Raw genomic sequence first — 22664 nt, forward strand, 5'->3', positions numbered from 1 at the left:
GGCAAAATACATAGAGCACGCAACAATAAACATAACAAATACTTCAATATTTGAAGTATTGTGAAATGTTATTGTCACATGGCTGCCGCATGCCCCGTCATCGTTGTCATAAGCTCTCGCTGGCGCAGCAGGCAATCCTCCAGCCGGAAGCGCCGCTCGATGGTTCTTCGCGCGGCGGCGCGCATACCGACGGACGCCTGCGGATTGCTGACGGCGCCGAGGATTGCTTCGCCGAGTGCGTCGGCGTCGAAGAACGGCACAAGGATACCGTTGTGGCCCGTGCGGATGACCTCGCGAACCGGAGGCGTGTCGGATCCGATGACCAAGGCGCCACATGCCATGGCCTCGAGCACGGACCAGGAAAGCACGAAGGGATAAGTCATGTAGACATGCGCCGCTGAGACCTGGAACAGCTGGCGAAGAATATGATGCGGGACGACGCCTGGAAAAATGATGTTGTCCGGCGGCACGTCGAGCGAGGCCAGCAGGTGCGATTTCCATGAACCACCACCAGGAGGAGGAGGCCCGTAACTGGTTCCGTCACCTCCGACGAAGACGAAAACCGTGTCGGGACGTTTCCTCACCACCTGAGCGGCAGCCTGCAACGCCTGGGGAAAACCACGATAGGGCTCAAGATCGCGCGCGACAAAAGTGACAACCGGCGGATCGTTGGCCTTCAGCACGCGACCATCCGGAAGCCTCACCGACGCCGAAGCGTTGGGGCGGAACAGCGCGGTATCGATACCTTCGTGGCAAACGGCAATGCGCTCGCGTGTGTCGGCGGGATAAAGGCTCTTTTGCCATTCGGTGGGGCTGATGCCGCCATCCATGGCTTCCAGCGACAGCAGTTGGGCGACGTTGCGCAGTCGCAATCGCTTGCGCTCTTCGAGGTCTGGTTCATCGTCGGGCGCAAAGCCGATGTCGGCCCCCTGCGACCGATAGAAGAACTCGCAATAGCCAAGGGCCGGAACGCGAGGAAGGGCATCCTTGACGAACATCATGCTGCCCCAGCCGATGTGGCCGACGACGATGTCCGGCGTCATGTCCTGCCGTGTCATCGCATCGAGCGTTTCGGCGACGCGATGTCCGATCCTGGCATGGTGATCCGGCACCGCCATGTGCCGAGCGATGGCCGCGGACATGCGCGGCCCGGGCTCGGCCCGGTGCCGAATGACGCGCACGGACGGAATCTTCTGATCCACGGTTTCGGTGATCAGGCTGACGCTGTTGCCCGACCGCACCAGGTCAGCCGCCAACGCGGCGAACTGGCCGAAGCCGCGCCGATGAACAAATGCCACATGCATGCTATCTAATCCGCTACCTGAATGACGTGCACATTGGGTTCCGCCCGGTCACATGTCGTAACGTGACACGCTGCCCCAAACGAGTTCGAGTTGATGCAGGGTTTGGAAGGCGGTCTCCAGGTTCTGGCGATCCTGATGCCCGCGATTGAGCGCCCGCTCATAGGCCATCGCCGCATCGCGCAAGTTCGCCCGAAGCAGCCGGCCTTTTTCGGTCAGCTTGATACGCGCCGAACGCTTGTCGCGCTGGGAGGCAACCCGATCGATGTAGTCTCCATCTGCCAACTGCTTCAGATAGTACGACACGTTCGAGCCGACATAGTGCCCGCGATCGAGCAGTTCGGCCACCGAAAGCTCGGCATCCCCGATTGCCAGCAGGACCATGGCCTGAGCCGGCCCGATGTCGTCGACACGCAGCTTGGTCAGCTCGGCGCGCACCAAGCCGGAAAACCGCCTGCTCACCCTCTCCATCAGGCGCGCAAGCTCGAAATAGGTTAGCTGTCGGCAATCGTTCGCGGCTTCGGCTTGATCGTGGGCTCCTACCGCCTTCGACGTCTGGTCCTCCTGCTGGAGCAACGACACATCTTTGATCCCCGTGGACGGATAGAGTACTCTTTCATTCATCCAACTCTCCATTTCGAAATTTACTTCAAATCTTGAAGTAAATCTAACTACAACAATCCCCTCCCCTCGACCTTGAACTTGCATTACCTCTTACTTTTGTGCCACACATAGCGAAGCAATACTACGCTTCACCCTACTTTAAAGCCAGGCGTCCTCCACGGATGGCTTTAACGTTAACTTCAGGCAACCGCCCATGCGTGATACTGTTCGGAACGAGACGATAAGCAATGGTCAAATTTTAGGGGTTATGCGCCAGGATGAGATTATCAATCCAAGATTGCTAATGCTGCAAGCCAAGCGTGTGTTTCTTTCCGTATCACTTTACGCCGCATTGCTCAGTGTCTGCATAAGCCTGCTTCAGCTTACGATACCGCTGTTCATGTTGCAGATTCATGACAGGGTTCTCAACAGCCAGAGCTTTGATACACTTACGATGCTGACGCTGCTCGCGATCAGCGCATTGGTCGTCTATGGCGTCCTCGACCTCATCCGCGCCCTTGCTTTCCAGGCGATGGGCAGCGCCATCGTGCGAAGGCTAAATGCCCCGGTTCTGGCATCGGCGGTGCAGGCGTCGGTGAACCAGGGGCTTACTCGCGCCGCACAATCCCTCCGCGATCTGTCGGAACTTCGCGGCTTCCTCACGTCATCCGCGGTGGTCGCACCGCTCGACGCCGCCTGGTCCCCGATCTTTCTAGGGGCACTGTTCCTGTTGCATCCTCTTTTCGGCCTTGTCGGCGTCGTGTCGGTTGCGTTGCTCGTGTGTTGCGGGCTGGTCAACGATTTGATGACGCGTCAGCTGACCAAGGAGGCCAACCAGGCGAATGTCGAAGCGGTCTCGAAGATCGCCGGCTCCCTTAGGCACGCCGAAGCGATCGAGGCGATGGGCATGCTGCCGGCGCTCGCAAAGCGGTGGCGCACCCTGCAAATTCACGCTTTGGGCGCACTTGAAGCCGGAGGAAGCAGGAGCAAGGCGATGACGTCGCTGACGCGCAGCCTGCGGTACTCGATCCAGGTCATCACGCTTGCGGCAGGCGCCCTGCTGGTGCTCGACCAGGCCATTACCCCCGGCGCGATGATGGCTGCGAGCATCCTCGTCGGCCGCCTGCTCATCCCCTTCGACACGATCATCGAAAACTGGCGCCAATGGGTGCTTGCCGCTGCCGGCTGGCGCCGGCTCGAGGCGGCGATCGGCGAAGATCTGGCGATCCGCCAGACGACACCGACGCCCCATTCGGCCGGCGACATGATTGTGGATAAACTCGTCTACGCCGTCCCGGGCGTCGAGGTTCCGATCATCAAGGGCATTTCCTTCTCGCTTTCCCCCGGCGAAGTTCTGGGCGTGGTCGGCCCATCGGCCGCCGGCAAATCGACGCTTGCCCGGCTACTGGTCGGCATCTTGAAGCCGACTTCGGGTGGGGTCTTTCTCGATGGCCACAATACTTACCTCTGGGAGCGCGGATCCTTCGGGGAATCGGTTGGATACCTCCCGCAATCGGTATCGCTGCTGGAGGGCACGATCCGGGAAAACATCGCCAGAATGGAAGATGGCGACCCCTACAAGGTCATCGAGGCCGCACGCTTGGCAGAAGTGCACGAAATGATCGGCCGCCTGCCGCTCGGCTATGACACGCCCGTCGGCGACGGTCACCTGACGCTTTCCGGTGGACAACGGCAGCGCATCGCGCTGGCGCGCTGCCTCTACAATCGCCCGCGCCTTGTCGTTCTCGATGAACCCAATGCCAATCTTGATTCGCTGGGCGAGCGCGCTCTGGTGCGTGCGATCCAGCGCATGCGCGACCAGGGCGCTATCGTCATCATGATCGCCCATCGGCCATCGATCATGCAGGTCGCCGACAAGCTTCTTGTCCTCGAGAATGGTCGTATCAGTCAGTTTGGGCCACGAACGGACATCCTGACGACCGTGCCTGGGCCCGGCGAAACTCTGCGCGAGGTTGCTTCCGCATGACCGACAAACACATGCTTCCGCTTCGACCGCAACCTTCGGAGCCCGCTGTCAGACCGCTTACAAAAATCACCCATCAGGCGGCACCGACCCTGACCGATATCGATGAAGCGCATGCCGAACGCGCCCTTCGCCGCCTGATGGTCGCAGGGCTTGCGACCATCATCGTATCCTTCGGCGGCTTCTTCACATGGGCGGTATCGACGGAACTCAGCAGTGCGACCGTTGCCAACGGCAGCGTCATCGTCGACTCCAAGCGCAAGACGATCAGTCATTTCGAAGGGGGCGTCATGGGGCGCCTTCTGGTTCAGGAGGGCGAGCAGGTGGCCGTAGGTCAGCCGCTCATCCTCCTGGAAGACACGCGGGCACGCTCTAACTTGAATGCCCTCAACAGCCGTCGCATCGGCCTCATCGCCAGGCTCGCCAGGCTTAAGGCGGAACAGGACGGCGCGGCCGCAATCACCTTCCCGAAAAACTTCGGCGAAGCCGGCGAAATCGCCGTCGATGAAGCGATCAAGGCGGAGAATGTCTTCTTCGACAAGCGACACGAGGCCAAGGCCGGGCGCGTCGACGTTCAGACGAAAACGATCGAGGAATATGGCGAACAGACAAAGTCGCTGCTCATCCAGCTCGAAGCGACCGACCGGCAGATCGCCCTCATCACCGAACAGCGCACCGCAATCGCCACGCTGGTCGCGAAAGGCTTCGTGCAGCGCGCCAAGCTCATAGAGGTCGATACGCGCCTGAGCGAACTCGCCAGAGCGCGCGGCGAACTGGCCGGCGACAAGGCACAGGCGGAAAAGGCAAGGGCCGGCGCCCAGCTCGCGCTGATCGGCATCGAAAGCGAGTTTCAATCGACCATCGCAGGCGAGATCACCACGGCACGCATTGACCTGACGGATGTCGAAGAACAGATCGTTGCGGCAAAGGATGTCTTGCGGCGCATGGAAATCCGCTCTCCGCAGGCGGGTGTGGTCAGCAACATCTGGCTACGCACCCCCGGAAGCGCGGTCACGCCCGGCCAGCCCCTGATGGAAATCGTACCCGAGGACGAACCATTGGTCGTCGAGATGCGCGTGAACCCTCGCGACATCGACAGCATATCGGTGGGCTCCCCGACGCAAATCCGGCTGACCGCCTACAATCAGCGCTCGCGCATGCCCTTCAATGGGGCAGTGACCTACGTTGCCGCAGACCAGTCGGTCGACGAGAAATCGGGCGTCTCCTATTTCACCGCTCGCGCCAAGATCGATGCGGCGTCTCTTGCCGCCGATCCCGATGTTCGCCTGTATCCGGGCATGCCAGCCGAGGTGCTGATCGTGCACAAGGCGCGCCGTGCCATCGACTACCTGGTGTCTCCGCTCACCGAGAGCTTCAATCGCGCCTTCAGGGAAGATTGACCCAAGACCCCTGGGAAAAATGACGCAGTAAATTACTGCAACTTTTGAAATAATTTGGAGGTAAAGTATCAGAACAATTCTGATAAACTGTGTATAGGTTAATTTGTACATCAAATACCCATAAATAGTGACAATAACATCGGCAAGATTTCATGATTTAATCATGGAATCTCTGTTGAAATATACTCGGAGCCAAGGCACACTCCCGGCGCATCAACATCGACCCGGTCGATGGACGTGCGATTTATCCACCAAGAGGAGAGGCAGATGGCCACACTAGAAGGCGGCGCATACGATGACGCGCTGTTCGGCTCTCGCTTCAACGATTTCATCCATGCCCGAGCGGGTGATGATTTCGTGAGCGGCGGCAACGGACATGACATCATTTTCGGTGACGAAGGTGACGACCAGCTATTCGGCGGCAACGGCAACGATGCGCTGTTTGGCGGCGAAGGCGACGACGTTCTCTACGGCGAGAACGGCAACGATACGCTGACCGGCGGATGGGGTGACGATCTCCTGTCCGGCGGCAATGGCAGCGACATTTTGCTCGGCGGTCAGGGTAACGACTTCCTGTCCGGCGGCAAAGGCAGCGACATGCTGTTCGGCGGTGGTGGCAATGACGTCATCGACGGCGGCGCTGGCGACGACCTCCTGGTTGGCGGAGCCGGCAGTGACGTCTTCGTATTCGACGGCGGCGGCGGCAACGACGTCATCCTCGACTTCACACCCGGCGAAGATCTGCTGCAGATCTCGAAGGGCATCAATGGTCTCGATATCACCACGCCTGACGATCTCGCTTCGCGGATCACCCAGGTCGGCGGCAATGTCATCATCGACCTCGGCCACGGCGATTCACTGACCCTGGTCAACGTCGACGTCGACGACATTCACGCAAATCCCGAGAACTATTTCACGGTTCACTAAGCGTGGACGAGGCGTGCCCTGCATTCCTCCCGCAGGGCGCGCACTCCAAGAGGGATCGAATTTGCCGTTCAGCGATATCAAGCAGCCGAATACCGATCATCGGGACGCAAACGCATTTCGTTTAGGATCGGACCTGGCTGTTCTCATCTGGGACCTGCCGCCGGCGCTGCCAATTCCGACGCGGCCGGTGCTGACGATGTCAAAGCCGCCGGTGCCGCTCGTGAGCGTAACTCTCTCGCTCGTTGACGGACATCAGCGAACGCTGTGGGCAATGCGGACAGCGAGAGCGCCGATGTCGGCCGTCATTGCCGTCGAAGGCAGCGACAGCGCGGTACCGATCAGCATCGAACCGGCAAGCGGTCTGCCTCCTCTCGACATGGAGCAATTGTTCCTGGAACTCGCGCCGGAAGCGCGCGTCAGATTTCTCAACGTCCTGCTGACGACGTGGCGAAGCGCATTCAAGGTCGCCAATGATCCATACTTCGGCCTTATCGTCGAAGACGCCCTCAACGCATTGGCGCCGACGCCTCGACCGGCGCGCATCGCCTGCGAACTGGGCCGCGGACGGTTCTTGATCGAAACGACCATCAATCCGGAGTTCGACGACAAGCTCGGGATCTATGTCGTCGGCTCGGCAAGCGTCAGCCAATTGCGGCCCAAGGCGATCATCCGCCGCGGCACACGGGCAGCCTGGCAGGCCTGCCACTTCATTGCCGAGATGCCAAGTCTCAGCCCACCCTTTCAGCTTGTGCTGCTCAGCAAGAACGGCGTCGCCATTAGGCAGCTTTCCGAGCGCGAAGCGCAATGTCCAAACCTTACGCGCTGGTGGGCCGACAAACGCGACGCGGTCGAACTGCGCGAATTGCTCGTTCAGCATCTCGCCACCTGGCCGAACGGTGGACCGGCTACCGCGATCGACCTGCAGATCCGGGCGCCATTGAAAGAGCGGCACGTTCCGAGAGCGGCACAGCAGCCATCCGGCCAGGTCGACCTGGCGCTCGCACTTTCCGACAGTCTGCTCGTCGGCGGCTGGTATCATGATCCGTCATCCATGCTCGCCGGCATCGACTATCTGCAGGCGGATGGGAAAACGGTGCCGCTGGACGGCAATATCTACGAATTCCCCGGATGGGCGCAGACACAGGCCGACAAATCGAAGACCGATGTGACGGGCTTCGTTGCCCGGCTACCGCTCGATCAATCGCTCGGCCCGCTGCTTCAGCCGCGTTTTCAGATGCGGCTCGCCTCAGGGGCCGTGAAGCCCCTCATCCCGCCGCCGCAACCCTTCGAACCGGTGCTGCAGCGAAACCAGATCCTGCGCGCGGTCCCGCCGCAACACGCCATCGATGATGCATTCCGCACGATACTTGCGCCGGCACTGAGAGAAGTGGAGCAACGTCTGGGCAAGACGGTCGAGGTGAAGCGGACGAGAGACTACGGCCTGTCGCAGCATGCACCGCTCGTTTCCATCGTCATTCCGCTCTACAAGGTTCTCGATTTTCTCCGCTTCCAGCTGTCGGGCATGGCCACGGACCCCTGGCTCATGGAAAATGCGGAACTGGTCTTCGTTCTGGATTCCCCGGAAATTCAGGACGAGACCGAGCATCTGCTCGGCGGGCTGCATCTGTTGCACGGTTTGCCCATGCGGCTGGTGGTCATGAACCGGAACGGCGGCTACGCGCGGGCGTGCAATACCGGCGCGCGTATGGCGCGCGGCTCCGTTCTTGTCATGCTCAATTCCGATGTCGTGCCCTGCGAACCCGGCTGGGTTCAGACCCTGATACAACCGATCGTCACCGGGGCGTTCGGCGCGGTCGGCCCCAGGCTGATCTTCGAAGACAGATCGCTGCAGCACGCGGGCCTCTATTTCGGCCGCGACCAGCGTGGGATCTGGCTTAACCACCACTTCTACAAGGGCATGCCCAGCGACTACGCGCCGGCACAGCACGCACGAACGGTTCCCGGTGTCACAGGCGCCTGCCTCGTCACCTTGAGGGACATCTACGAGAGCGTCGGCGGCTTCACCGAGGACTATATCATCGGCGACTATGAAGACAGCGACCTTTGCCTGAAGATCCGCCGGGCCGGCTTCGAGATCGGCTACGAGCCGTCGGCTTGCCTGTATCACTTCGAGCGCCAGTCGATCCGACGCAGCCAGGACTACATGCGTGGGGTCGCCAGCCAATACAACTCCTGGCTCCACACCCAGCGCTGGGACGGTGACATCGCCGCGCTGATGGCGCGCGACTACCGATCGCCGAGCAGACCCAAGACCACGTCGCCCGATGACCACACAATTGAATGGACGAATGCATGATCGATGCCCTGCCGCGCGATGAAATCGGTGCGCCACCGCCACTGGACGACGCACACCTTCGCTGGCTGACCGACAGCGTCTCGCGCAACCGGTTCCTCCCGCAGCCGGACGCGAGCAGCATTTTCGTCGGCGACGGTGATTTCCGGGCGATCGGCGCGGAATTTCTCGGGCATTTCATCCGCATGGGCGGCTTGCGCGCCAATCATCGCGTCCTCGATATCGGCTGCGGCATCGGTCGCATGGCCGTGCCGCTCACCCAATATCTCGATGGCGACCGCGGTCGCTACGATGGCCTCGACCCCGTGGAGGGCGGCATCCGCTGGTGTCGTGCGACGGTGACGCCGACCTATCCGAACTTCACGTTCCAACGCCTCGACATCGCCCATGATCTCTACAACCCTACGGGCTCGATCAAGGGCCAGGAGCTGAAACTGCCATTTGCCGACGCCCAGTTCGATTTCATCATCATGACGTCGGTCGTCACGCATCTGCCGGCAGACGAGGTCATGGCCTATCTGGCGGAAATCGTCCGGGTGCTTGCACATGGCGGCCGGTTGTTCATGACAGCCTTCATCGTCGACGACATTGCCAGGCGAAATGCCACGGGCCGCCGCGATCCGCGCCTTGCCTTCGAGCGCGCCGGTCAGGGGCCCTGCTGGTTCGTGCCGGGTCAACCGCCACTGGCCGCCGTCGGCTTCGACGACGGCTTTCTTGAGGGCGCGTTCAATCGTACCGGTCTCTCGGTCGCCCTCAAATCCTACGGCCACTGGCGCGAGCCGGGCGGTACGCACTATCAGGATGTTCTCGTGGGTGAGCGTCAACGGAGCCGCCCATGAGCAAGCGCATACTCGTGGTGGCGCACAACCATCCGGCCCTTCATCCCGGCGGCACCGAGGTTTTTGCCCATGACCTCTTCCGCGCCTACCAGCGGGCAGGACACGAGGCCCTGTTCCTGGGCGCGGTCAACCAGGTTCATCGCGAGGCAAGACCGGGTACGAGTTTCCAGGCCATTGGGCCGACGGGCGACGAAATCCTGCTTTGGGCTGGGCATTTCGATCGCTTCTTCATGAGCCAGATCGACCTCTACGGTTTCGTGCCTGATCTGGTGGAGTTGCTCCGCGAATTCCGGCCCGACGTGGTGCATCTTCATCATATCCTGCTGATGGGCGCCGAGTTCCCGCATATCGTGCGCCGGACGCTCCCGGCGTGCAAGATCGTCATGACGCTGCATGACTACTACCCCATCTGCCACCATGACGGCCTGATGGTGCGCACCGACAGGCGAGAGCTCTGCCACAGCTCCAGTCCGGACCGCTGTCACGCCTGCTTCAAGGACATCAAGCCCGACCGCTTCGCGCTGCGGGAACAACATCTGAAGGCACTTCTAAGCACAGTTGATTGTTTCGCCGCGCCAAGCGAGTTCCTGAAACGACGATATGTCGACTGGGGAATTGCCGAAAACCGCATCTCCGTCATTGCCAACGGCCTGCCGCCCCGGGCGCTCGAAGCCGGCAAGGACAAACCCAAGAGCGGCCGCCCCGTCTTCGGTTACTTCGGCAACCTGAACCCTTGGAAAGGGATCAAGGTACTGCTGGAGGCGGCGCGCCAGCTGATCGCCGATGGTGTCGATTTCGAGCTGCGCGTTCATGGCGGCGCTCCGTTTCAGACCCAGGAATTCGTTGCCGACATCGACCGCCTGTTTTCCGAAACCGCCCCCTTCGTCCAACGGCGTGGCCCCTATCGACGGGAGGATGTCGCCGCCCTTATCGGCGCCGTCGACTGCACCGTCGTCCCCTCCATCTGGTGGGAAAATGCGCCGCTGGTGATCCAGGAGGCGCAGGCGCAAGGCCGCCCCGTGATCGCCAGCAATATCGGCGGAATGGCCGAACTGGTCAGGAACGGCATCAATGGCCTGACCGTGGCACCCGATGATCCACGCCAGCTCGCTGCGGCCATGCGCCAGATGATCGAAAAGCCGACGCTTCTACGCCAGCTCGCCGGCCGAGCCGTTCGGCCCGATGATATCGACACGACAGCTGGACGTTACCTCGCTCTTTTCAATCTCCAGCAGGTTCAGGCCGCATAAAGAGGACCCATGGCTCAAGTCGCAGAGAAACTCGACACGCCGCCCGAGAACGAAGGCGCCAACCCCCTCAACGGTCGCGTCGATGCCATCGATGGGGGACGCATGTTCGGCTGGGCACACGATCCCGCCGCCCCCGGCGAACGGCTCAAGGTGCGCGTCCTTCTCGATGGCGCACCGGTCGCAGAAGCGGTCGCGGACCGCAACCGCCCGGACCTCAGGCGAAACGGGATCGGGGACGGCAAGCACGCGTTCGAGATCGCCCTGCCGGAGGCGGTGCAGAAGCGGAGCCGCGATCTCGTCGTCATGGCGATCACGGGAGACGGCGCGGGGCAGCCTCTGCGCGTACCCCAGCCAGATGAGCAAGCAGCCGAAGCGCTGATCGCAGCACCGTTGACCAGGGTGCTCGACAAGCTCGACGTGCTCATGGCTGCGCAGCGGCAGCTGCAGATTTCTCAACGTTCGCTGCAGCGCGCACCTCATATCGGCGCAGATGCGGCGGAGCCCGACGCAGCGGAAGACCCGCGTGCCGGCATCGTCGGCCTTCGAGCCGAGATGAGCCGGCGGCTTGATGATCTGGATGTACATCTGCTGCGCATGGATGGTGTCGTGGCGGGCATGGAGAAGACACTCTCTACACTTCAGAAGCGGGCGGGCGGCGACACCAAACCACTCGTGCTGCTTCTCTTCGTCCTCATGGGATTTGCAGCGGGGGCGCTGCTGGCGTTGCTGGCAAGATGATGATGCGGCAGGCGACAGCAATCGAGGAAAGGCTCGCTGGCACCAACGGCACCCGCAGCGCGGGGGCGGCACCCTTGCGCTTCGGGAAGGGTCGGGCCGTTTGCAGCCGGATCGATCAGGAAACCGTGCTCGTCCTTGGCGGCGGCCGGACCAGGGGTCATTCGGTTTCCGTCAGGGCGGATGGCGCAACGTCCGCGCGGGACGGCGCTTTTGTCGCAAACTGGGCCTTGTCGGCGTCTTCGCCGTCGGCGACACACGGCTTCGCGGCACTCCTGACGCAACCGAAGCCCGATCAGCCCATCTCGATGATCGACCTTGACGACGGGCGCATGAGCGAGCGTTTCATCGTTGCCCCGAGACCGATTTCGATCGAAGACGCGGCAACCCTTATTGCGCAGACCGCAGCGGGAGAAACGGCCGCCGTCGTCAGTCGCCTCGCCGACCAGCTCATGGCGCAGCCGGGCAATCGTAACAGGGTTTCCGCCGGGCTTTCGCTGATCAAGGCGCTGCAGCCGTCCGACGGCTTCATCGAACTGGTCGGAGAGACGCATGATGGCGTCATCGTCATCATGGGGTGGAGCCGCGCATTCATTCCTGGACGTTGCCGGGCCTATCTTCTGGCCGGTGCAACGACGGTCGCCGATTGTTTCGTCGCCAGTTTTGCCCGACCGGACATCCCGGAGGGTGAGCTGGGCTTCATCGCCGTTCTGGAAACGGCCGGAGGGGTGCGCGCTGACGCTCTCAAAGGCATCATCTACAATGCGGGCGGAGGCTGGCATCTGACACCGGCGCATTCGCGGGTGCAGGTCAGTGCGGCCCTGGACACCCCGGACCACATCCGTTCCGTGCTGCTCGAAGCCCGGGCGACGCCAGAGGCCCTGCTGCGCCTGCGTTCGGCGGCAAACGCCTTCACCGGCAAGGACACGATATCGAGCCTTCCATACCCGGTTCGCATGGACGTCGACAGGGTTTTCGAGACCGACGAAGGCGACATGCTGATTTCCGGCTGGCTGCTCGACCCGGAACAACATGTCTCCGCCGTCAAACTGCGGCGGCCGGGCGGGCAAGCCAGGCTCGACGACATCTGGACGCGGCTCGATCGGGTCGACGTTTCGCAAAGCTTCGCCGATCAGCCCGCATTCCGGGCATCGCTCGACAACGACGAGCAGGCACACGGATTTGTCGCGCATGCGAAACTGCCTGGCAGCAATCTCGACGCCACACCCTATCTCGAACTGACCTTGAGAGAAGGTCGGCGCGCGTTTCTGCCCTTGACACCCAAGCGGATGCCTGCGCGGCGCGCCGCACTCCAGCAATTGGCGCTGTTCGATACCGCCAACTGGGCGCTGCCGGCGATTGTCGATCACCAGATCGTTCCGCTCCTCTCAAAGGCCGCCTGCGCTGCGCCGCGCATGGAAACGTTTGTCGACGTCGGGGTGTTCGATGAAAATGCCGGCGTTCCCATCATCGTCGGATCCACGGTCGGCGTGCCCGAAGTCGGCCCGCTTCTCGCATTGGTTGCGCTCGACCCGCAGACGCGCTGCGCTCCGCTCGTGATCGTTATCAGCAAGCCCGCCTTCCAGAGGGATCTCGTCCGTCTACGACAGCTGGCACGCTTCTATGGGCTCTCGGTTCGCTTGGTCTGCGCAGCTGCGGCGCAGGATCGCTTCGATCTCCTGTCAGTCGGGGCGGAGGTCGTTTCATGCGACACCATCGTAACCATGGCGGGTTCGCTCGTCCCTACCGGCAAAGGCTGGTACGACGCACTGACGGCAGTCGGATTGGCGCACGTGGGAAGCGTGATTTCGCCGATGCTTGCCTATGACGATCACTCGGTGAAATGGGCGGGAAGCTGGCTCGCCGAGGACGGCGATCAACTGCTGCTCGATCGCTATGCCGGGTATCCGCTGATGGCGATTGCAGCACTGCAATTGACGCGCGTCGACGTCGCGTCGCTCGAATGCTGCATCATGCCGCGTGCGGTCATGAAGGACGCGATGCGCGATTGCGGCGTCTATCTCGGTTCAAAGCAAAAGGCCAGCGAGATAGGTCTCCGGATCAACCGGGCAGGCATCCCTGCCTTCTTGCTGCCATCGATCCAGTTGCTCGGCTGCGACGAGCCGATGTCAGGAGAGCAAAGCGGCAAACTTGCCGCGCTCGCCGAACGCATCGATGCGGAAATACTCAAGTCGCGGTGGCGAAGCGCCCACCAGAGCCAAAGATTGTGTGACAGGATTTCCGCATGAGGGAGCAAAAGCTTCGCGTCCTAGTGATCTCGCATGCGCACCCCTCCTTTTCGCTGGGCGGGGCGGAGATCGCCTCGCACAACCTGCATCGCGGGCTGAACGTGATGGAAGGTGTCGAATCCGTGTACCTCGCGGCCGCCTCCCCGCCGCTGCAAAGGCACGCGTCGTCCGCACTGATGAGTGCGCGCCTGCCGCAGGAAGAGGTGTTGTTCCACACGGATGCGTATGATCATTTTCACCTCGCGAATGAGGATGTCTTGTCGATCGAGCGCGATCTCCTGCGGTTCGTGCGAGATGTGAAACCGGATGTCATTCATTTCCATCACGTTCTGGGTTTCGGCCTCGAAGCGCTCTATGCGGTGCGCTCGGCACTGCCCGACGCGGCAATCCTTCTCACGCTCCACGAATTCGTGCCGATTTGCCATAACCACGGGCAGATGGTGAAACGGCCAACGGGCCAGCTTTGCGAGCAGGCTTCGCCCACAGCCTGCAACAGCTGTTTTCCGGATATTCCGGCATCAAGGTTCCTCCGGCGTGAAGCGCTCGTGCGCACCATGCTCCTCGATATGGTCGACGCGTTCGTTGCGCCGAGCGCCTTTCTCGCCAAGCGCTATGCGGAGTGGGGCATAGATCGCCAACGCATTCACGTCATTGAAAACGGGATCATGGGCGAGGAGGCGACGCCGGCGCGCGAACTGGCGCGAAGCGACGCGCGACGCAATCGCTTCGCCTTCTTCGGTCAGATGACACCGTTCAAGGGCGTGGATGTGCTGATCGATGCCATCGGCCGTGTACCGGATGAGATATGGGGCGATGACGCCTACCTGATGATCTTCGGCGCGAACCTCGAGCGCCAGCCGGTCGAGTTCCAGGAGCGGATGAAGAAGCTGATCGAGCGAGCCGGTCGTCGGGTGCGCTTTTACGGCAGCTACCAGAATGCGGATCTGCCAAAGCTCATGCGCTCCGTTGATTGGGTGATCTTTCCATCGATCTGGTGGGAGAATTCACCCGTCGTCATCCAGGAAGCGCTGCTGCACCGCCGGCCGATCATCTGCTCGGACATTGGCGGCATGGCCGAGAAAGTCCGCGATGGCGCCGATGGCCTGCACTTCCGCGCCGGCAACGGCCAGCATCTCGCAGACCGGATCGTCGAGGTCCTGAACGACGACACGGTCTGGGAACGATTGCGCAGCACCATGCGCGGTCCGTTCAGCTTCAAGGATTGCGCGCGGGAACACCTCGGCGTCTATCGCAGCCTGCTGCGCGAGAAAGACAATGCCGCGCCTCGCGAACATCGCGTCGAGATGCGCGTCTCGTCACAGTTCCAATGACGGAATAAGCTTTTGGCACGCATATTGGTCATGATCCCCGCCGGCGAAGTCTACGCACATGACAGCGTTCGCTGGTATCAACATCAAGACATCCAGTCTCACATCAACACCTATCACAATATGGGCGATGCGTTCGTCTTCGACTCGTCGCTGAAACTGCTGCGTTTCGAAGAACTCGGCGTGCTCGAAATATCGGAATTCAGGCCGCGCGAAATCGCCCGGCTTCGGGAGGAATACGATTACGTGTTCCTGCGTGGGTCCAATTACATTCACGACGCCATGAACTGGGAGGCAGCAGCGACGGTCCTGCAGGCGCTCGGCCTGCCTGTGATCGGCTTTGGCATCGGCGCACAGGCGCCGGTAGATGGAAAAATCAGGCTCTCCGACGATACGCGCGCCGTCCTGCGCCTGATGTCCGAATCGACGACCTCGATCGGTGTGCGCGGCGCCTATTCGGCCGAAGTCCTCTGGGACCTCGGCATCCGCAACGTCCGGATCATCGGATGCCCGACCGCCTTCCGCCTGAACGACCCGGAACTGCGTATCACGCTGCCGCCACTCGAACAGGTTCGCAAAGTCGGGGTCACCGTCAGGCGAGAGGTCTCCGACGCCTACGCCAAGGACATCGAACGTTATCTCGGTTTCCACCGCGAACTGGTGAAAACCATGGCCGGGCGCTTCGAGACCGTGCTGTTGACGCAAGGCGAGGTCGAGGAGAAAAAGCTCGTTCTGGGAGACGGTGTGCAGCGCGACGAAGCGCTCGCCGCGCTCAAGGCCGACCATTGGACATCATCGTGGTATCTCGATGAGACGATGCTGCGTCTCTACCAGCAAAGGCTTTTTTATTCCGATGTCGTTGCCGATTACGAACGGCTGATCAGCGCCCAGGACCTGGTGCTCGGCTACCGCCTGCACGGCAATCTCATGGCGCTGGCGAACGGGGTCCCGTCGATCTACTGCACCTATGACAGCCGAACGGCCGAATTCTCAGACACATTCAAGATCCCCAGTTTCGACATCTTCGGGCAGACGGCGTTCTGCCTGGAGGACTATTGGGACCAGGCCCTTTTCGACAGGTACAACCGAGCCTGGTTCCACACATACGGCGAAATGTACCGTTTCCTCACCGAAAACGGTGTCGCGCACAAGATGCACGACATCCTCAAATCCCCACCCGCGAAAATCTCCCGAGTTGCTTGAAGCGAAAAGGTGCTGACATGCAAAACAAAGTGCGCAAGGCGATCATCCCGGCCGCCGGATTCGGTACGCGAATGCTGCCGGCAACGAAAAGCGTTCCCAAGGAACTCCTGCCGATCGTCGACCGGCCCATCCTCGACTATATCGTCAGCGAGGCGTTTGCCGCGGGCATTGAACACGTCATTATCGTCACCGGCCGCATGAAGGGCGCGATCGAAGATTACTTCGATCATGCATTCGAGGTCGATGCCACGCTTCGCAAGGCGGGCAAGAACCCGCTTGCCGACCGGCTGGCAACGGCAACGCCCGATGTGGGAAGCATCTCATTCGTGCGTCAGCAACAGGCCCGTGGCCTTGGCCACGCTGTGTGGACCGCGCGCCACATCGTCGGCGACGAACCGTTCGCCGTGCTGCTGCCGGATATGCTGATGGTCGATCACGAGCCCTGCCTCCAATCGATGACGAGCCTTCATCAACGGCATGGCGGCAATGTCGTGGCGGTCGAACGGTGCTTGCCGGAAGAGGCCCACAAATTCGGCATCGTTTCCCTGAAGCAGACCATCGGGGGCGCACTGGTCGATGGCCTCGTGGAAAAACCGGCTCCGGGCACGGCGCCGAGCAACCTGTTTATCTCAGGGCGCTATATTCTCCAGCCCGAGATCTTCAACATCCTCGAAAACCAGGAACCCGGCGCAGGCGGCGAGATCCAGTTGACCGACGCTATGATCACTCTGATGAAAGACCAGGAAATTCGCGCCTTCGAATTTGGCGGCCGCACGTTCGACTGCGGAAATCCTGCCGGCTTTGTCGCAGCCAACCTGCACATGGCAATGACGCGCGCGGACATTGCAGCGGGGATCTCCGGCGAGATGCATGCGCTCATGGCGCCCGTGCGCGCAATCGCCTGATGGTGTCATGAAGGCGCTTCGAAGTCCGACGCCGGCGACAGACTGAAGCAGAAAGCAAGTTCGATAGGCGACCAGCGATCCTCTCGCGTAGGTCGCCTTCGAGCTGTTGTGTGGAAATACGACGGCGGAGGTCACCCGCACAACGCCCGTCAATTCCGCCGAGGCGAGTGCCGCCGTCAGTGTGCAGCCGCTCCACGGCATCCGCCTCGGTGGATTGTTCGTGTGCGTTGCAGCCATCGCGGCCGCGCGCTGGCGTCAGAAAAACAGATCACTCATGACAGATCCTCCTGCCATGAGTGAATCAAAACTCAGCTGAACTTGGAACCGCCTCACTCAGTAGGTCCTGAGCCTGGTTCTCAGCTCAATTGCGGACCCGGATCAACTGTCTGGGCCCGCAGAGCTGGCTGTCCACAACCGTCAATTCAAGGTGGTCGGAGGAAGTGTGTCGCGGATCTGATCGATCTTGCCGACATCGGGCCCGACGCCAAGAATATCCTTGGCTTCGTCAAGCATATCATCGGTCACGACACCGTCTTTCGAGAAGCCGGCAAGCGCGTCGCGCAGGGCCTCGTCGCTGAGGGCCGGGTCGCTTGGGATGGCGTCTACGCCATTCTCGGCTTCGAACTCGGCATAGGCGATGGCGTAGGCAGAAACCGCGGCCATTCGGGGATCGTTCGAGTTGAGATAAGCGTGATAGTTGCGGTTCAGGGAGCGCAGTCCCGGCGTGCCGACGCCAGCTTCAATTGGCTCCACCTTGGTCAGCTTGTCGGCCTTCGCAGCTTTTTTCGCCGTGTCCGGTCCTTTGCCACGTGTGAACAACGATTTCCACGTCGGCTTGTCGCTGGCGCTGGCCTTGCTCGGCCGGGTGTCCTTGTTTGCACGCGCGGTTCCCGATTTTCCATGGCTGGAACCCGAGCCCCCGCCATGGCTGCCGCCATTTCCGTTACCGCCGCCACCACCACCGGAATTGCCATGGCCCTCCTTGGCCAGGGCTGTGCCGGCAGCACCGACCATCCCGCCCGCCGCGGGAGCCACGACCAAACTCAGCGCCACGACGCCACGAGCGATTGCTTTCGCGAAAACCATAGGAAACTCCTCCTCGAATAGCCGCGGCACCGACTTTGATGAGGGCCGCGCTTGCAGGTGAGCTGAACTTATCTTGGGCAAAAGGGAGCGACTATGCCCCCCGGACCATTGCGGCAGCCAATAGGACCTTGGTCCTGTCGGGCAGACAGCCAAAGGTCCGACAAGGATTGAGAACCGAGCCACAGGATTGACCGGCCTGCCCAAGCGGTTAGGGTATCGCGGGTTTGTTGTACCACAGCGACGCTGGCGACCAGCGTCGATCCCGGGAAATTTCGTGCGCGCCACCCAACTCATCAAAAATTGGAACGCCCGTTCACTGGCAACGCAGTTCCTGCTGATCGGCGGCCTTGTTGCAGCGGCTGCAATGGTGCTGGTCGGGGCGTTTGTTTCACGCCTTATCGAGGAGGCAGTCACTCGGAACTCCGCCGCGACCACGGCCCTCTATGTCGACAGTGTGATCGCACCGTTGTTGCCCGATATGCAAAGGACCCAGATACTCGACGGCGCTGTCGCACGCGCGCTCGACGAAACCCTTGGTCAGGGCGCCTTGGGAGACCGTCTTTTGTCCTTCCGCCTCTGGCGGGCAGACGGCACGGTTCTCTATTCAAGCGACGAGGCCCAGATTGGAAAACGGCTCGAACTCAACGACGAACTGCGAACGGCATTCTCTGGCAGCATGGTGGCGCTCTTCGATCAATCAGGGGAGCAGTCAGACAAACGCCCAGCCGACATGCCGGTCCTTGAGATCTACAATCCGGTGCTGCAACCGTGGTCGGGAGAGGTCGTCGCAGTTTCCGAATTTCATGAAGTCTCCTATGATTTCCAACATGGCTTGAACCAAGCGCGTTTCTATACCTGGTTAGCGGTCGCAGCCTTTACGCTCGCTTTTTTCGTGGTCCTGTCTGCGATCGTGCTGCGAGGCAGCCGGACGATCGAAAACCAGCGCCATGCACTCAAGGATCGGATCGCCGAGCTTTCCACGTTGCTCGCTCAGAACGAGGCTCTACGTGGACGTCTCCAGCGGGCCTCACAGCGCACGGCGGCGCTCAACGAAAGCCATCTGCGCCGCATCGGAGCTGATCTGCACGACGGGCCGGCGCAACTGCTGGCCTTCGCCTCCCTGCGGCTCGACAGCGATGCCTTCACCAACCCGAAAACATCCCGCGCAACGCGCGAGCGCAGCATCGCCGAAATCAAGGAAAGCCTTGATGAAGCAATGCAGGAGATCCGGACGATCTGCAGCGGTCTTGTTCTGCCGCAGATAGAAACGGCGACCCTGCCCGAGATCTTGAAGCGGGTCGTTCACGCCCATCAGCAGCGAACGGGAACGACCGTGGAGCTGTCGGCGTTCGACCCGCCTGACCACCTCTCTCTATCTGCCAAAATCTGCATCTACCGCTTCGTGCAGGAAGCTCTCAACAACGCCTACCGCCATGGTGGCGGCGTCGGCCAGCGTGTCTCGCAATCGACGGTGGGTGAGCAGGTGATGGTCGAGGTCGGGGACAATGGGCCTGGCTTCGACCCGGATCACGTTGTGCCAACCGGCCTTGGCCTTGAGGGATTAAGGGAACGCATCGAAAGCTTGGGTGGAGCCTTCGAGATTAAAGTCTCCACCACCGGCACCGTTATTCGTATGACAATCAGCACCGAGGAGACAAAAGCGGTATGAAGACAGCGATACGCATAGCCGTGGTAGATGATCATCCCTTGTTTCGAGAGGGCGTAACGAGAAGCCTGCTGGAGATCGGCGGCTTCGAAATCGTTGCCGAGGGGAGTTCCAGGGATGATGCCCTACTTATTGCCGAGAATCTGCGTCCCGATGTCTTGCTGCTGGACATATCCATGCCGGGGGGCGGCCTGAACGCAATCCTCCCTATCCTCGAGTTATCGCCATCGCAAAAGATCATCATGCTAACCGTTTCCGAAACGAGCGACGATGTCACCGCGGCCCTCGACCGAGGAGCGCTGGGATATGTGCTAAAGGGTGTCGGCGGTCGAGCGCTGGCGGAAATCATACGCAGCGTCGCCGCGGGCGAGAGCTATGTCACTCCGGCGCTCTCAGCCAAACTTCTCTCCAACCGCACGCGCGGTCCGACAAACCTTTCGGGCCTGGTCGCCAGCCTGACCGCGCGCGAACATGAAGTGCTACAGTTGGTGGCTGCAGGCATGAGCAACAAGCATGTCGCCCGGAAGCTCGAGCTTCAGGAAAAGACAGTAAAGCACCATATGACGCAGATCATGGCCAAACTCGGCGTCACCAACCGAACCGAGGCTGCCATGGTGCTGCGGGACGCGGTCGATTGGCGTCCGGTCATTGAATGAGGGACTGAATTCGCTTCAGGTCCGCAAGGGTCGCCCTTCGGTTGATGATCGTTCGCCCACGCGCATCCTTCATGATGTAGCGGCCGCCGCTGATCTCCTCGCTCATGCCATCGGAATGGCGCACGCCGACCCTGGGCGCACCGCCGCCGGCACCCGTCGAATTGCCACGAGCATTGCCGCCGCTCGAGTTGTCTTTTCCGGACCTGCCCCCTCCGTTTCCTCCGCCGTTACCACCGCCATGTCCTCCGCCATTGCCTCCACCGTTTCCACCGCCGCCCCCCCCACCATTGCCATTGTTCTCGCCGTTCTTGGCAAAAGCGGCTTGGGGAACAAGTTCCAGCAACACGCCGGCAGGGTCGACGGTGTATGGAAGAGCTGTGGCGAACAGACAAACGGCTCCCGAGCTGACTGCGGTAAGAAATTTCCGACGCGTAGGCATGACATCTCCTCGGAACAGAACTTTGCCCGGGCTTCGACAGGTTGTCGAGATTGGGCATGTTCTGCCAGACGGCAAACCGGCCGTCGATAGTGTGGGTTCGACCGAGACAACCGCCTCGACAAAACCTGTAGATAAAAGCCCGGATCGCTAGAGGGCATTGGGCGAGCGCGCCCGCAAACGACCCGTGGCAGGCTTTCAGTGCGGACCTTCCGCTTTGCCGACGCGGTCCACCTTCTCTATGCATGACATGAGCTGTACTTCAATATCGCGACACAGCACTTCAAACTCCCGGATCGCATCTTCCCGCGGATGCGTTTCTACCTGCAACCTGTGCAGCTCCGCGACCGCCAGGTTGTAGGCTTGGCAAAGGTCAAGAAGCGACTCCAGAACATACGTCCTGGGCGCCGGTCTTTGCCCGACCGACGGCGAAAGAAGTCGGCGCAGAGAGTTCTTGATCCTCATTTTCGCGACACCAGCCAACAATGCTATCAGCGTGCGGAACAAGCGGGCCGGTGTCAAAGCGGACTGAAGTCGGATCAGGAGTAGGACCAAAGTCCGCCAAGCGCCAGGGTCAAATGGTGGACGAGAATCAAAAGACACCCCGTTGGTCCGGCATAGGATCGTAGCATGTCGCCGCTCCGATCAGCGAATACCTGTCCCCCCGCAGAGCGGCATCATATCAACCTGCGCTGGTATTACAGGTGAACCTTCGAGTGCGCACGAGGAGCCAGGCGCGCTTTTCCGACAGCGGAAGAACAGGATTTTCCCCGCGGCTATCTTGAAATCGCACGCCGGGCGCGAATATTCAGGCGGCAGTTATGCCGTTTTGGTGCATTCCCGTGGGCATTCTGTCCGGTGCATAAAGTTGTAGATACCTGGGAAAGGGAATATGCATAAAACTGCACTAGACCGATTATCGTCAGTGAATCGGGAGCTGGATGCATGCAGAGAGAGTTACCATTCAACGGGCAGAGGGACTGGCGGATCGTGCGATATGTCCTCGGCGGCATCGTTGGTTTCGCCGTACTCGCCCAGGTTCTGGTCTATCTCAGCCTAGTCGCTCTCGTCGATCGGCCCTATGCGGCCGCAGTGGTCGGCGCGGCCTTGATTTCCTTGCTGATGGGTGTGCCGCTGATCGTCGCTGCGGCCATGCAGTTTCGCCGGGCCCAGCGCCTCCGCAACCAGATCAACCACGTCGTTGCCCATGACGCTACGACCGGCTGCGTTACCGGCCGCGGGCTTGTCCAGCATGTCAATGGTCTCGAGCGCCGCCGTCAGCGCGCTGACGAGGAGCTTCATGGGGCTCTCATCCATCTGCGGATCAACAACCTCGACGATGTCGGCGCCGCCTTCGGCCCGGAATGGAGTGACGAACTGCTCCAATTCGTCGCCTCCACCATCAGCACCTCGGTGCGGCGCGATGATGTCGTCGCGCGAACCGGTCCAGCGAGCTTCGACGTCCTGTTGGTGGGTGCGACCGAAGCCGATGCAGAGCAGGTTTGCACACGCCTGACGAAAGCGCTGACCTCGTCGCATTTTGCGGCCGACGGCAGCAAGGTCGATCTTGCATTCAGCGTTGGCGGTGCGTTGTTCGACGGCAGTGTTGATCTGGAGCGGCTACGCCGCGCCGCCGCTTCCGAGGCCGTTGCAGTTGCTGCCGCGGAGACTCAGAGCGTCGGTTTTGTCCGCCTGCCCTCGGCTTGAATCAATGCGGGCGCTGGCGCCCGCGTCAGGTGAAAATCTAGTCTTTGCACGCCGCGACTGAGGTTCAACTGCTGA

19 protein-coding genes are annotated in these 22664 nt (G+C 61.2%); 14 read left to right on the top strand and 5 right to left on the bottom strand.

The genetic code is table 11. The annotated features are described in order from the left end of the window. Nucleotides 1-74: 74 nt before the first annotated feature. Nucleotides 75-1304: a glycosyltransferase family 4 protein gene (locus tag ABIE33_RS30655; RefSeq protein WP_429132071.1), complete on the bottom strand. Its 1230-nt coding sequence runs from the start codon at nt 1302-1304 to the stop codon at nt 75-77. 48 nt (nt 1305-1352) lie between these two features. Further along, a complete protein-coding gene (locus ABIE33_RS30660; RefSeq protein WP_429132073.1) occupies nt 1353-1925 on the bottom strand; it encodes a MarR family transcriptional regulator in 573 nt (190 codons plus the stop codon). A gap of 193 nt (nt 1926-2118) precedes the next feature. On the opposite strand from ABIE33_RS30660, the gene ABIE33_RS30665 reads away from it, so the two are divergent. The 11 genes from ABIE33_RS30665 to ABIE33_RS30715 all read left to right on the top strand — a co-directional run bounded on the left by ABIE33_RS30665 (nt 2119) and on the right by ABIE33_RS30715 (nt 17038). Then, nucleotides 2119-3891, top strand: coding sequence for a type I secretion system permease/ATPase (locus tag ABIE33_RS30665; protein WP_429132075.1), 1773 nt, complete (start codon nt 2119-2121; stop codon nt 3889-3891). Further along, entirely contained in the window at nt 3888-5288 is a 1401-nt protein-coding gene (locus ABIE33_RS30670) for an HlyD family type I secretion periplasmic adaptor subunit (protein WP_429132077.1), read from the top strand. The genes ABIE33_RS30665 and ABIE33_RS30670 overlap by 4 nt, the downstream gene beginning before the upstream one ends. 267 nt (nt 5289-5555) lie before the next feature. Then, a complete protein-coding gene (locus tag ABIE33_RS30675; protein ID WP_429132078.1) occupies nt 5556-6215 on the top strand; it encodes a calcium-binding protein in 660 nt (219 codons plus the stop codon). Nucleotides 6216-6507: 292 nt separating this feature from the next. Next, the gene (locus ABIE33_RS30680) at nt 6508-8532 is read left to right on the top strand and encodes a glycosyltransferase family 2 protein (RefSeq protein ID WP_429132080.1); all 2025 of its coding nucleotides are present in this window, start codon (nt 6508-6510) and stop codon (nt 8530-8532) included. After that, nucleotides 8529-9368: a class I SAM-dependent methyltransferase gene (locus ABIE33_RS30685; RefSeq protein WP_429132081.1), complete on the top strand. Its 840-nt coding sequence runs from the start codon at nt 8529-8531 to the stop codon at nt 9366-9368. Before ABIE33_RS30680 ends, ABIE33_RS30685 begins: the two co-directional genes overlap by 4 nt. Beyond that, nucleotides 9365-10618 carry a glycosyltransferase family 4 protein gene (locus ABIE33_RS30690; protein ID WP_429132083.1) on the top strand — a complete coding sequence of 418 codons (1254 nt, stop codon included), beginning with the start codon at nt 9365-9367 and terminating at the stop codon, nt 10616-10618. The genes ABIE33_RS30685 and ABIE33_RS30690 overlap by 4 nt, the downstream gene beginning before the upstream one ends. A 9-nt stretch (nt 10619-10627) precedes the next feature. Further along, nucleotides 10628-11356, top strand: coding sequence for a hypothetical protein (locus ABIE33_RS30695; RefSeq protein ID WP_429132085.1), 729 nt, complete (start codon nt 10628-10630; stop codon nt 11354-11356). A 2-nt stretch (nt 11357-11358) separates the two neighbouring features. Then, nucleotides 11359-13602 carry a hypothetical protein gene (locus ABIE33_RS30700; protein WP_429132087.1) on the top strand — a complete coding sequence of 748 codons (2244 nt, stop codon included), beginning with the start codon at nt 11359-11361 and terminating at the stop codon, nt 13600-13602. After that, a complete protein-coding gene (locus ABIE33_RS30705) occupies nt 13599-14933 on the top strand; it encodes a glycosyltransferase family 4 protein (RefSeq protein ID WP_429132089.1) in 1335 nt (444 codons plus the stop codon). Before ABIE33_RS30700 ends, ABIE33_RS30705 begins: the two co-directional genes overlap by 4 nt. Nucleotides 14934-14945: 12 nt before the next feature. Then, nucleotides 14946-16133 carry a polysaccharide pyruvyl transferase family protein gene (locus tag ABIE33_RS30710; RefSeq protein WP_429132091.1) on the top strand — a complete coding sequence of 396 codons (1188 nt, stop codon included), beginning with the start codon at nt 14946-14948 and terminating at the stop codon, nt 16131-16133. A 17-nt stretch (nt 16134-16150) separates the two neighbouring features. Beyond that, the gene (locus tag ABIE33_RS30715) at nt 16151-17038 is read left to right on the top strand and encodes a UTP--glucose-1-phosphate uridylyltransferase (protein WP_429132093.1); all 888 of its coding nucleotides are present in this window, start codon (nt 16151-16153) and stop codon (nt 17036-17038) included. A gap of 417 nt (nt 17039-17455) precedes the next feature. Here the strand turns inward: ABIE33_RS30715 and ABIE33_RS30720 are convergent, their stop codons facing one another. Beyond that, nucleotides 17456-18124, bottom strand: coding sequence for a hypothetical protein (locus ABIE33_RS30720; protein ID WP_429132095.1), 669 nt, complete (start codon nt 18122-18124; stop codon nt 17456-17458). A 274-nt stretch (nt 18125-18398) separates the two neighbouring features. Here ABIE33_RS30720 and ABIE33_RS30725 point away from each other — a divergent pair, with 274 nt between their 5' ends. Together ABIE33_RS30725 and ABIE33_RS30730 are read left to right on the top strand one after the other, a co-directional pair. After that, nucleotides 18399-19793 carry a sensor histidine kinase gene (locus ABIE33_RS30725; RefSeq protein WP_429132097.1) on the top strand — a complete coding sequence of 465 codons (1395 nt, stop codon included), beginning with the start codon at nt 18399-18401 and terminating at the stop codon, nt 19791-19793. Next, nucleotides 19790-20446 (top strand): LuxR C-terminal-related transcriptional regulator, encoded by a 657-nt coding sequence (locus ABIE33_RS30730; protein ID WP_429132100.1) that lies wholly within the window; start codon nt 19790-19792, stop codon nt 20444-20446. Before ABIE33_RS30725 ends, ABIE33_RS30730 begins: the two co-directional genes overlap by 4 nt. Here ABIE33_RS30730 and ABIE33_RS30735 read toward each other — a convergent pair. Beyond that, nucleotides 20436-20885, bottom strand: a complete 450-nt coding sequence (locus ABIE33_RS30735) for a hypothetical protein (RefSeq protein ID WP_429132102.1) — start codon at nt 20883-20885, stop codon at nt 20436-20438. The two genes, ABIE33_RS30730 and ABIE33_RS30735, sit on opposite strands and share 11 nt — an antisense overlap. A 195-nt stretch (nt 20886-21080) precedes the next feature. Beyond that, a complete protein-coding gene (locus tag ABIE33_RS30740) occupies nt 21081-21347 on the bottom strand; it encodes a hypothetical protein (protein WP_429132104.1) in 267 nt (88 codons plus the stop codon). A gap of 480 nt (nt 21348-21827) precedes the next feature. Here ABIE33_RS30740 and ABIE33_RS30745 point away from each other — a divergent pair, with 480 nt between their 5' ends. Next, entirely contained in the window at nt 21828-22589 is a 762-nt protein-coding gene (locus tag ABIE33_RS30745; protein WP_429132106.1) for a GGDEF domain-containing protein, read from the top strand. Nucleotides 22590-22664 lie beyond the last annotated feature (75 nt).

It is taken from the genome of Ensifer sp. 4252 (genome assembly GCF_050434565.1).
Lineage (GTDB): Bacteria > Pseudomonadota > Alphaproteobacteria > Rhizobiales > Rhizobiaceae > Ensifer.